Origin of the sequence: uncultured Brevundimonas sp. (assembly GCF_937870815.1) — a bacterium.
Taxonomy (GTDB): domain Bacteria; phylum Pseudomonadota; class Alphaproteobacteria; order Caulobacterales; family Caulobacteraceae; genus Brevundimonas.
In genome coordinates, this window is the sequence record NZ_CALMZS010000055.1 from 1 (window position 1) to 10,726 (window position 10,726).

Consider the following 10,726-nt stretch of genomic DNA (forward strand, 5'->3'; position numbering starts at 1 on the left):
GATCATCTGGAACATCTGGCAGGTGGCCAATCCGGAGGTGGCGGATCTGGTCGAGGTCGAGGAGCCCTACCGGATCTGGCGCGACACGGGCGCGGTCGTGACCAGGCTGGGCCGCGAGGATATGGACAGCGGGAAATTCCTGGAGTTTCTCCGCTCTCCGACCGGGGCGGAAATCTTCCGGCGGTGGGGCTGGATGACCGATGCGCCCCGGGATGCGCCGGACGACGACTGATCATTACGCGAGCGCTCCCGAGGCCGGCGGGCCGGTGGCGGACAGAGAGGGATTCGAACCCTCGGTAGGCTTTCGCCTACACACGCTTTCCAAGCGTGCGCGATCGACCACTCCGCCACCTGTCCGTGTCCACGACGTCGCCCGGGGGCCTGCGTGAACCGCCGGATCGGTCGTTCCGGCGGAGGCAGGCTGATAGAACAAGCCGACCCCCTCGGCAAGCGCCGCCGGACATCCCATATAGGCTGCGCAGGTTCGACCGGAGGCCCCGCCATGCGGCTGCGAAAAACCCACGAGATGCCGACCGCCGAAACCGCCCTGCCGGGGCGGAGCGAGCCGCTGCGCACCGACGAGGTCCACTACGTCAACGGCCGGCCGCTGAAGGGGCCGCATCCGGAGGGATTCGAGACGGCGATCTTCGGCATGGGCTGTTTCTGGGGCGTCGAGCGGCTGTTCTGGCGGCTGCCCGGGGTCTGGGTCACCGCGGCCGGCTATTCCGGCGGCTTCACCCCCAATCCGACCTATGAGGAGACCTGCACCGGCCTGACCGGCCACGCCGAGGTGGTGCAGGTGGTCTTCAATCCGCACGAGATCGGCTACGCCGAACTGCTCAGGGTGTTCTGGGAGAACCACGACCCGACCCAGGGTATGCGCCAGGGCAATGACGTCGGCACCACCTACCGGTCGGCCATCTATTACCTCAGCGATGCGCAGCGGGCCGAGGCCGAGGCCTCGCGCGACGCCTACCAGGCGGCTCTGCGCAAGGCCGGGCGCGGCGACATCACCACCGGGATCGCCCCGGCCGGGGCCTTCTACTTCGCCGAGGACTACCACCAGGCCTATCTGGCCAAGAACCCCGGCGGCTACTGCGGCATCGGCGGCACCGGCGTGACCTGTCCGATCGGCCTCGGCGTCGAGGCCTGAGCGCGCTCCGCCCTCAGCGCCCCTTCTCCTCCGCGATCCACCGGTCCATCCGCTCATCGAGCAGGCCCAGCGGCAGCGGCCCGTCGACCAGAAGGGCGTCGTGGAAGCGGCGCACGTCGAACCGCTCGCCCAGCTCACGCTCGGCCCGCGCCCGGATCCCGCGCAGCCGGATCTCGCCGATCTTGTAGGCCGTGGCCTGGCCGGGCCAGCCGATGTAGCGCTGCAGCTCGGTCTCGATATTGTGCGGGGCCAGGGCCGAATTGTCGCGGAAACAGGCCCGGGCCTGTTCGATGTCCCAGCCCAGCCAGTGAAGGCCGGTGTCGGCCACCAGCCGGCAGGCCCGCCACATCTCGTAGCTGAGCCGCCCGAAGCGCTCGTACGGCGTGCGGTAGAAGCCCATCTCCTCGCCGAGGAATTCCGCATACAGGCCCCAGCCCTCGGTGAAGGCGGTGACATTGGCGTCCTTGCGGAAATAGGGGCCCTGCTCGGCCTCCTGCTGCAGGGCGATCTGGACGTGGTGGCCGGGCGCGGCCTCGTGCAGGGTCAGGGCCGGCAGCTCGTACAGCGGCCGCTGGTCCAGCCGCGCGGTGTTGACCATATAGCCGCCGGCGACGCCGTTCTCCATCGAGCCGGAGAAATAGCGGCCGGTGGTGTAGTTGGCCTCGATCTCGGCCGGCACCGGGCGCACGCCATAGGGCAGGCGGGGCAGGGTCCCGAACAGGGCCGGCAGGCCGTCGTCGGCCCGCTTGGCCATCTCCGAGGCCTTCTCCAGAAGTTGCTCCCGTGTCGTGGCGTAGAACCGCGGATCGCCGCGCAGGAAGGCGAGGAAGGCGGCGAAGTCGCCGGTCCAGCCGGCGGCGCGCATCTCCGTCTCCATCCGCGCGCGGATGCGGGCCACCTCCGCCTGTCCGATCCGGTGCACCTCGTCCGGGGTCAGGTCGGTGGTGGTGTAGCCCGCCATCAGGAAGGCGTAGAGGTCGCGCCCGCCGGGGCGGTGGACGAGGCCGAGGCTCTCCGGCGCGCGCGGCAGATAGTCCTCGCGCAGGAAGCGCGCCCACTCGCGGCGGCGCGGCATGATCCCCCCGGCGACGGCGCGGGCGGCGCGGGCCCGCAGCGCCGCCTGGTCGGCGGCGCTGATCGAGGCGGGCAGGACGGCCAGCGGCTTCAGCAGGGGGTCCGTTTCGGGCGTATGGGCCGCCTCCGGCTCCATCAGGCTGAGCGCGTTCTCGACGATCGAGCGCGGCTGGACCAGGCCGCTGTCCAGTCCGCGCCGGGCGTCCTCCAGCGGATGGCGCCAGAGGTCCGGCATGGCCTCCAGCCGGGCGATCCACGCCTCGGCGTCCTCTCGCGTGGCGATGCGGGTCACGCTGGCCAGATAGGCCATCGACTGCCCCGGGCCGCCCTCGGCGTTGAAGGCCCCGAGGCGTCCGGCGTCCAGCGGGATGCGCGCGCGGGCCCGCTGGACCAGCCAGCCGAGGAAGGCGTGGTTCAGCCGGTCGTCGTCGCCCAGGGCGGCGGGGTCGATGGCGGCCAGCCGGTCGGCGAAGCCCTTGAGCACCGGCTCCTGGGCCAGCTCATGGGCGCGCGACACGTCGGGCAGGCGCGACAGGGCCTCGCGGTCGCCCTCCATCCCGGCCGAGATCGGGTCGTTGGCCCGCAGATAGGCTTCATAGTCGGCGAGAATGGCGGCGAGGGCCGGGTCGTCGGCGTTGCGGGCCGCCTCGGGCGCGGTCTGCGGCTGCGCGGCGGCCACCGCCGGCGCGGCGGCGGCGATCAGGGCGGCGGCCCCGATGGCGATCACGGTCTTCATGGCGTCCCTCCGACTGGCCCGCGACTGCACCGGAGGCGGGGCCGTCCGTCAACCGCAGAAGGCGAAGAAGCGCTCGATGTCGGCGGCGGAGCCGGGGTGGGGCGCATAGGCCTCGCGGTCGCCGTCGCGCCACAGCGCCACCCAGCCGAGGCGGCGGAAGCGCTGCAGCACCGGCGCCGCCGTCGCGGACCCGGCGGTCAGCAGCACGCCGTCGTCGAGCTGGGACGGCTCGGACCGGGCCGGCAGCCGCGCCGTCTCGCCCCCGGATTCGAGGACGATCTCCGCCTTGGCGCCCTTGGGGGCGAGGCTGAGCACCTCCAGCCGGCCCGATCCGCGGCGGCACTCGAACCCCAGCTTCAGGTCGTCGCTCTCGGCCGCGCCATAGACCAGCCGCCCCGCGTCGGCGTCGGCGTGATGGAACCAGTCACGGCCCTCGACCGGGGCCGGGGCGGCGGCCCCGGCCGACGGCTCCGCGGCCGGGGAGGGCGGCTGGACCGTCGCACAGGCGGCGGCGCTCGCGGCCACGGCGGTCAGGGCGAAAAGGGCGCGCGGGCGCATCGACGGTCTCCGGGCGATCAGCCCGAGCACAGTTCGGCGAAGCGGCGCAATTTGGCAAGGTGGGGCCGGGGCACCTCGACGGTGCGCCTTTGCTCGCCCACGGCCGCCGCCAGCCGGCCCTCGGCGGCGAAGGCCGCGAACACCGGATGATCGGTGCGCAGCGCCAGCTTCAGCGCGCCCCGGTCGACCGTGGCCTCGGTGACGGCGGCGGCCTCCCCGGCGGTCACCCGCGCCATGCCGGTGTTCCGCGCGCCGCCGTAGAAGGCCACGCGGGCCACGCCCGAGCCCGGCTCGCACTCCAGGGTGAAGCGCAGATTCGGGGTGTCCGGCGCCTCGTTGGCCAGCGCCACCCGGGCCTCGTCGGCATAGAGGGTCCAGGTCCAGGCGGACTCCGGCGGCGGGGTTTGCATCGCCAGGAAGGCGAGGCCGGCGAGACTGGCGATCATGGGTTCAGCCCCCGCTGAATGGTCCGTTAAGGGTTTTGATCAGACCTTGCCGGTTCCGCAATAGGCGAAAAACGCCCGGACCAGGCGGCGTTCGTCGCCGTCGGCGGTCAATTCGAAGTGACCGGCCTCGCCCTCGACCGCCAGCTTGCCGCTCTCGGCCAGCTTGCGCAGCGCCGGATCGCCGAGCGGGATGCGGGCCTCGTCGCCCAGTCCGCCGCTGAGCGGATCGATGGCCGCCCCATCCATGGATGCCTTGAGCAGACGCGGGCTGGCGGGCTGGACGTCGCCATAGACCGCCGCCTGGGCCTGGCCCGGCTCGCAGGTCATCATCAGCGCCAGCTGGTCGGAATTGGCCACGCCATAGGCCAATTTGGCCATGGGGCCCTCGTGGCTCAGGTACCAGCCCATCGGCGCGACGCCGGTCGGGGCGGGGTCGGCGTTGTCGGCCTGCGACCCGGCCGCGACCGCGATCAGGCCAAGGGCGGCGACGGCGGGAATGGCGAATTTGAACATGGCAAGGATACTCGCGTCTGGCAGGCAAACGCCGGGTTCCGTTAACGGTTCACCGCTCCGCTTGGGGAAAAGCGGCTGCCGGGCCTGTATCGACGAAAAGGTCACAGGCCGGGGTCGGGTCCGGACATCGATGCTCGGTTGAGCGTGACAGACCCCGGCGCGGTCAGAACGGGCTGAAACGCTCGACCAGCGACTGGGCGGCGGGCGTCGCCTGCACCCGGCTGATGTCGCCGCGGCCGCCGTAGCTGATGCGGGCCTCGGCGATCTGGGTGTGGGCGATGGTGTTGGCCGAGCTGATGTCCTCCGGGCGCACGATGCCGGCGACGGTCAGTTCGCGGACCTCGCGGTTGGTGCGCACCTCCTGCCGTCCCTGGATGACCAGATTGCCGTTCGCCAGCACGTCGGTGACGACGGCGGCGATGGTCAGGCTGACCTTCTCCGAGCGGTTGACCGAGCCGGAGCCGTTGGCGCTCGACCCGCCTTCCAGACCGACCAGGCTGGCCGGGTCGAACCCGCCGGGGAAGGCGCGGCCGAGGCTGTTCTCGAGGCCGAAGAAGTTGGTGATCCCGCTGGACATCTCGTTGGTGCGGCTGCGCGCGGTCGAATTCTGGGTCTGGGCGCGGTCGTCGATGTCGATGTTGACGGTGACGATGTCGCCGATGCGGCGGGCGCGCTGGTCGCCGAAGAAGGTGCGCGCCCCGGTGCGCCACAGGCTGTTGGCGCTGGCGGCGCGGTCGGCGCGCTGTCGCTCGGGGGAGGGCAGATAGGCCTGGCTGGTCGGCACCAGGGCGGCCGGATAGCCGATCGGGGCCAGTTCGGGGCCGCGCACGGCCTCCACGGCGGTCGAACAGGCGCCCAGCGCCAGCGTCGAGGTCAGGGCGGCGGCGGTGACGATCAGGGCGGTGCGCATGGGTACTCTTTCCCTCTAGCGGGCGGCGAACTGTTGGAGGCGGGCGGCCGGGCCGGCGATGGCCTGGCCCGGCGCGATCGCGACGGCGTCGAAGACACGGCCGGACTGCAGGTTGCGGATGGCCAGGCGCTGGCCTTCGGCCGCATTGCCCTCGGCCCGGCCGGTGATGGTCAGGCGCACACCGGCGGCCTCGTAGATCACCTCGACGATGTCGTTGCGGCTGATGATCCGCTCGGCGTAGGCGGACCGGACCGGCCCGGCCCGGGTCGGCGCGGCCCGGGCGGGAGCCGGGGCGGCGGCGTCTCCGGCCGAGTCCGGCACGGTCGCGGGGGCGACGGCGGCGTGGCGCACCACGACCCGGCGCAGCCCGGTCGGATTTGCCCAGTCCAGGCCGGACTGCCGGGCCAGGGCCTGCAGCTGGCCGGCCTCGAACACCGCCGAGGGGCCGGAGCGGACGCCGACGATGACGCCCGAGGCCGATCCCGCGCCGTCGAACAGGTCGCCCAGGGTGATCCGGCCGTCCGCGTCGACCGGATTGGCCTTCAGGGTGACGGGGCCGGCGAGGGCGGGCCCCGCCAGCAGCAGCGCCGCGGCCGCGGCGATCAGGGCCCTCACGACTTCACCTGCGCGCTGACCGACAGCATCTGATCGGCGGTGGTGATGACCTTGGAGTTCATCTCATAGGCGCGCTGGGCGATGATCAGGGCGCTGATCTCGGCCACGGCGTCGACGTTGGAGGCTTCGGTATAGCCCTGCAGCAGCTCGCCGAAGCCGACCTCGCCGGGACTGCCGACATTGGCCGGGCCGGAGGCGGCGGTCTCCAGCAGCAGATTGTCGCCGATCGCCTCGAGCCCGGCCTCGTTGAAGAAGTTCGCCAGTTCGATCTGGCCGACGATCTGCGGCTCCGCCTGTCCCTGGGTGATGACCTGGACCTGGCCCGACTTGGAGATCGAGACGTCGACGGCGTCCTGCGGGATCGAGATGTTGGGCTGCACCGCATAGCCGTCGTCGGTGACCAGCTGGCCCTCGCCGTTGACCGAGAAATTGCCGGCCCGGGTGTAGGCGGTCTCGCCCGAGGGCATCAGGATCTGGAAATAGCCGCGGCCGTCCACGGCCAGGTCGTAGCGGTTGCCGGTCTGGGTCGGGCTGCCCTGCTCGGTGACGCGATAGACCGAGCCGGCCTTGACGCCGGCGCCGATCTGGATGCCGGTCGGGACCACCGTGCCCTGGCTGGACGACTGCGCCCCCATCCGTTCGACGTTCTGGTACAGCAGGTCCTGGAACTCGGCCCGCTGTCGCTTGAAGCCGACCGTGTTCATGTTGGCGATGTTGTTGGAGATGACCTCCACGTTCAGCTGCTGGGCGGCCATGCCCGAGGCGGCGGTTCTGAGCGCTCTCATGTCCCGTTCTCCTTATGCGGCCCGGCCCAGGCGCTCGACGGCGCGGCGGGACAGGTCGTTGGTGTTCTCGATCATCCGCGTCACGCTCTCGTAGGCGCGCTGGATCTCGATCAGATTGGTGATCTCGAGGATCGGATTGACGTTGGAGCCCTCCAGCATCGCCTGGCGCACCTGCACGTCATTGGCGGCCTCCGGCGCGGCGTTGGAGGCGTTGCGGTAGAGGCCGTCGCCGCCCTTCTCGAGCACGGCCAGGCTGTCGAAGCGGACCACGCCGAGGCGGCCGACCGGCCGGCCGTTCTGGCTGATCGTGCCGTCGGCGGCGACGGCGACCTGGCCCAGCTGCGGGTCGAGGACGATGTCGCCGCCGTCGCCCTGCACGGCCGCGCCGCCCTGGGTGGTCAGCCGGCCCTCCGGGTCCAGGGTGAAGGCCCCGTCGCGGGTGTAGGCGTCCCCGGCTCCGTCCTTCACGGCGAAGAAGGCGCCTTCGCCCTCGATGGCGAAGTCCAGCGGCCGGCCGGTCTGCTCCAGGGCGCCCTGGCCGAAGTCGCGGCCGACGCCGTTGTCCATGACGAAGCTGGCCCCCGGGCGCACGAAGGCGTTGCGGGCCCGCTCGCCGACCTCCTCGCCGAGCAGCAGCTGCTCGACCTTGAAGCCGGTCGTGTCCGCATTGGCGATGTTGTTGGCCACGATGTCGAGTTCGCGGCGCAGGGTCATCTGGCGGGACAGTCCGACATAGGCGGCGTTTTCCACGGGCGGCTCCTTTCGCCCCCGGTCCTCGCAACGGGCGTGCCAACAGGGTTAACCTAGGCGGGACGGGCGTTTCGGCCGCAAAGCCCGCCCTGGCGCCCGGCAGGATTTGCCGGTTCTTAGCGCCTCGTTAACCAAAAACGTCTCGAATGGGTCAGCAGATTCTCGGGGCGCGCGGCATGTTCAAATTCGGCGGGAAAAAGGGAGCGGCGGCGGCCGACGACGCCGGTCTTCCGGCCGTCGCCGACGGCGAGACGGTCGACGGCGAGGCCGCCGCGCCCCGGAAGAAGATTCCGCCCCTGCTGCTGATCGTCGTCCCCGCCGTGCTGCTGGTGCTGGGCGGCGGCGGCGCGGCGGCCTTCTTCCTGATGCAGCCCGCGGGCGCGGCGGCCGAGGCCGGCGATCACGGCGCCGCCGCGAAAGGCGGTCATGAGAAGAAGGACAAGAAGGGCGGCGGCCACGGCGGCGCCTCCGGCGGCGAGGCCGACCCGGCCCTGGGCGTCATCTCCGAGGGCCCCGACGGGGTGGTCTTCTACACCCTGCCCGACCTGCTGGTGAACATCCAGGCTCCCGACGGCCGGCCCACCTTCCTCAAGCTCAAGCTGACCCTGGAGATGCACGACGCCGGTCTGGCCGAACACCTGCAGGCCGAGATGCCGCGGATGCAGGACATGTTCCAGAGCTTCCTGCGCGAGCTGCGGCCCGAGGATCTGGCCGGTTCGGCCGGCAGCTTCCAGCTGCGCGCCGAGATCCTGCGCCGCGTCAACCTGATCGCCGCCCCCGGCCAGGTCGACGCGGTGCTGATCGAAGAAATGCTGGTGCAGTAGCATGACCGACGCCGCCTTCGCCGAGGCCCCCGACCCGCTCGCCGGCCTGGACCCCCTGGCCGGGCCGGACGCGGCCGCCCCGTCGGAACGGGTCCTGAACCAGGACGAGATCGACAGCCTGCTCGGCTTCGATCTCGGCGACGACGACAGCGCCGAACGTACCGGCATCCGGGCCATCATCAACTCGGCCCTGGTCTCCTACGAGCGCCTGCCGATGCTCGAGATCGTCTTCGACCGCCTGGTGCGGCTGATGACCACCTCGCTGCGCAACTTCACCTCGGACAATGTCGAGGTCAGCCTCGACAACATCTCCTCGATCCGCTTCGGCGACTATCTGAACTCGATCCCGCTGCCGGCCATCCTGGCCGTGTTCCGGGCCGAGGAGCTGGACAACTACGGCCTGCTGACGGTCGATTCCAACCTGATCTATTCGATCGTCGACGTGCTCCTCGGCGGCCGGCGCGGCACCGCCGCCCTGCGCATCGAGGGCCGCCCCTACACCACCATCGAGCGGGTGCTGGTGCAGCGCATGGTCGAGGTCGTGCTGGCCGACGCCCAGGCCGCCTTCGAGCCGCTGACGCCGGTGCATTTCAATCTCGACCGGCTGGAGACCAATCCGCGCTTCGCCGCCATCGCCCGGCCGGCCAACGCCGCCATCCTGGTCAAGCTGCGCATCGACATGGAGGACCGCGGCGGCCGCATCGAGCTGCTGCTGCCCTACGCCACCCTCGAGCCGATCCGCAAGATGCTGCTGCAGCAGTTCATGGGCGAGAAATTCGGCCGCGACAACATCTGGGAAGGCCACCTGGCCACCGAGCTCTGGACCACCGGCACCGAGGTCCGCGCCGTGCTCGACGAACAGCAGCTGCCGCTGTCGCAGGTGCTGAATTTCAAGGTCGGCGACACCCTGATGCTCAACGCCACCCCCGACTCCGACATCTCGATCCGCGCCGGGTCGATCCCGCTGACCACCGGCCGCATGGGCCGCAAGGGCCGGCATATCGCGGTCCGCGTCGAGGCGCCGATCGACATCGAGACCGCCTCCAGCCTCGCGAAGGGAAGACGCTGATGACCGGCATGATCCTCGACGGCGTGCTGATGCTGCTGCTGGTCGCCGCCCTCGGCTACGGCGTGCGGCTCGAGCGCAAGCTGACCGCCCTGCGCGAGGGCCAGCAGGCCTTCGCCTCCGCCGTCACCGAGCTCAACGCCGCCGCCGGCCGGGCCGAGGCCGCCCTGGCCTCGCTGCGCGCCTCGGGGCAGGAGACCGACCTGCTGCACGACCGCATCCTCAAGGCCCGCGAGGTCAAGGCCCAGCTGGAGGCGCTGATCGCCCGCGGCCCCGTCTCCGCCCCGGCCGCCGAGCCGGTCAGGGAGGCCGCCCCCGCCCCCCTCGCGTCCGCCCCGGCGGCGGCCCCCCGGGACGACGAACGGGCCGCGCGCATGGCCGCCCTGGCCGAGCGCATCCAGGGCCTGGCCGCGCCGGCGAAGGCCGCCCGCCCCCCCGGCGGCGGCAACGTCGCCGCCATCCTCGGAGCCATGACCGCTAACCAATCCGCGAAGCAAAGCCTCAACCGGGCCCGCCGCAGTCTCGACGAAGACCTGTTCGCCGCCTGATCGCGGCCTCCCATTCCTCCGAGTAGCCGATCATGAGCAAGATTCCCCGCCTGCTGCCCCTGATCGCCGTCGCCATCGGCGGGGTGGTCGTCGTCCGCGCCGTCGGCGTCGCTCCCGGCCTGTTCGAGGGCGCGCGGGCCTGGGCCGAGGAGGCCGCGCCGACCGCCGCCGCCGCCACGCCGGCCCCCGCCGTCTGCGCCCTGACCCCCGAGCAGCTGGCCCAGCAGGCCGGCCTGTCGCCGGCCGAGATGCGCATCCTCAACGCCCTCAAGGACCGCCGCGCCGAGCTGGACGTCCGCGACGGGGACATGGCCTCGATGCTGCCGCTGATGGCCGCCGCCGAGCAGAAGCTGGACGCCAAGACCGCCGCCCTCGAGGCCGTCAAGGCCGAGGTCCAGGCCCTGCTGGGCCAGGTCGGCGAGCGCGAGCAGGCCGAGGTCGACCGCCTCGTCGCCGTCTATTCGGCCATGCGCCCGCGCGAGGCGGCGCGGGTCTTCGCCACCCTCAATGACGACGTGCGCCTGCCGGTCGCCGCCGCCATGCGTCCGCGCGCCCTCGCCGCGGTGATGGCCCAGATGGAGCCCGCCGCCGCCCGCGAACTGACCGAGAAGCTGGCCGGCCGGTTCGCGGCCCAGCGCCGCCTCGCCGCCCGCGCCGCCGCCGCCGAAAGCGGGGCCGCCGCCCAGCCCCCCGTCCCGGCTCCGGCTCCGGCTCCGGCCCCGCCCGCCCCGGCCGCCGCGGCCCGTCC

Annotated in this window: 14 protein-coding genes and 1 tRNA gene; 6 read left to right on the plus strand and 9 right to left on the minus strand. The window is 72.0% G+C overall.

Features of this window, described 5'->3' with window-relative positions; translation table 11 throughout:
* Positions 1-232 (plus strand): substrate-binding domain-containing protein (locus tag Q0588_RS03440; RefSeq protein WP_366872559.1); only part of this gene is annotated, 232 nt, incomplete at its 5' end.
* A gap of 35 nt (positions 233-267) precedes the next feature.
* Here the strand turns inward: Q0588_RS03440 and Q0588_RS03445 are convergent.
* Positions 268-357, minus strand: a tRNA-Ser gene (locus Q0588_RS03445).
* Positions 358-502: 145 nt separating this feature from the next.
* Between Q0588_RS03445 and msrA the strand changes: the two genes are divergently transcribed.
* Positions 503-1,153, plus strand: coding sequence for a peptide-methionine (S)-S-oxide reductase MsrA (gene msrA, locus Q0588_RS03450; protein ID WP_298743802.1), 651 nt, complete (start codon positions 503-505; stop codon positions 1,151-1,153).
* A gap of 13 nt (positions 1,154-1,166) precedes the next feature.
* On the opposite strand, the gene Q0588_RS03455 is transcribed toward msrA, so the two are convergent.
* The 8 genes from Q0588_RS03455 to flgF all read right to left on the minus strand — a co-directional run bounded on the left by Q0588_RS03455 (position 1,167) and on the right by flgF (position 7,540).
* On the minus strand, positions 1,167-2,963 hold the full coding sequence (locus tag Q0588_RS03455) for a DUF885 family protein (RefSeq protein WP_298743803.1): 1,797 nt from the start codon (positions 2,961-2,963) through the stop codon (positions 1,167-1,169).
* 48 nt (positions 2,964-3,011) lie between these two features.
* Positions 3,012-3,521, minus strand: coding sequence for a hypothetical protein (locus tag Q0588_RS03460; protein ID WP_298743805.1), 510 nt, complete (start codon positions 3,519-3,521; stop codon positions 3,012-3,014).
* A 17-nt stretch (positions 3,522-3,538) separates the two neighbouring features.
* Positions 3,539-3,967 carry a hypothetical protein gene (locus Q0588_RS03465; RefSeq protein ID WP_298743807.1) on the minus strand — a complete coding sequence of 143 codons (429 nt, stop codon included), beginning with the start codon at positions 3,965-3,967 and terminating at the stop codon, positions 3,539-3,541.
* A gap of 39 nt (positions 3,968-4,006) precedes the next feature.
* Complete coding sequence (locus tag Q0588_RS03470; RefSeq protein ID WP_298743809.1) at positions 4,007-4,480, minus strand: hypothetical protein; 474 nt, start codon at positions 4,478-4,480, stop codon at positions 4,007-4,009.
* Positions 4,481-4,643: 163 nt separating this feature from the next.
* Positions 4,644-5,390, minus strand: coding sequence for a flagellar basal body L-ring protein FlgH (flgH, locus tag Q0588_RS03475; protein WP_298743811.1), 747 nt, complete (start codon positions 5,388-5,390; stop codon positions 4,644-4,646).
* Between the two features lie 15 nt (positions 5,391-5,405).
* The gene (locus Q0588_RS03480) at positions 5,406-6,005 is read right to left on the minus strand and encodes a flagella basal body P-ring formation protein FlgA (RefSeq protein ID WP_298743813.1); all 600 of its coding nucleotides are present in this window, start codon (positions 6,003-6,005) and stop codon (positions 5,406-5,408) included.
* Positions 6,002-6,790, minus strand: a complete 789-nt coding sequence (gene flgG / locus Q0588_RS03485; RefSeq protein WP_298743815.1) for a flagellar basal-body rod protein FlgG — start codon at positions 6,788-6,790, stop codon at positions 6,002-6,004. The genes Q0588_RS03480 and flgG overlap by 4 nt, the downstream gene beginning before the upstream one ends.
* Positions 6,791-6,802: 12 nt before the next feature.
* Positions 6,803-7,540, minus strand: coding sequence for a flagellar basal-body rod protein FlgF (flgF, locus tag Q0588_RS03490; protein ID WP_298743817.1), 738 nt, complete (start codon positions 7,538-7,540; stop codon positions 6,803-6,805).
* 176 nt (positions 7,541-7,716) lie between these two features.
* Between flgF and Q0588_RS03495 the strand changes: the two genes are divergently transcribed.
* The 4 genes from Q0588_RS03495 to Q0588_RS03510 form a co-directional block, all read left to right on the plus strand.
* Positions 7,717-8,364: a flagellar basal body-associated FliL family protein gene (locus Q0588_RS03495; RefSeq protein ID WP_298743821.1), complete on the plus strand. Its 648-nt coding sequence runs from the start codon at positions 7,717-7,719 to the stop codon at positions 8,362-8,364.
* 1 nt (position 8,365) lies between these two features.
* The gene (gene fliM / locus Q0588_RS03500; RefSeq protein WP_298743818.1) at positions 8,366-9,433 is read left to right on the plus strand and encodes a flagellar motor switch protein FliM; all 1,068 of its coding nucleotides are present in this window, start codon (positions 8,366-8,368) and stop codon (positions 9,431-9,433) included.
* Entirely contained in the window at positions 9,433-9,978 is a 546-nt protein-coding gene (locus Q0588_RS03505) for a DUF6468 domain-containing protein (RefSeq protein WP_298743819.1), read from the plus strand. Before fliM ends, Q0588_RS03505 begins: the two co-directional genes overlap by 1 nt.
* 32 nt (positions 9,979-10,010) lie before the next feature.
* A partial coding sequence (locus Q0588_RS03510; protein ID WP_298743820.1) for a hypothetical protein occupies positions 10,011-10,726 on the plus strand: 716 nt, incomplete at its 3' end.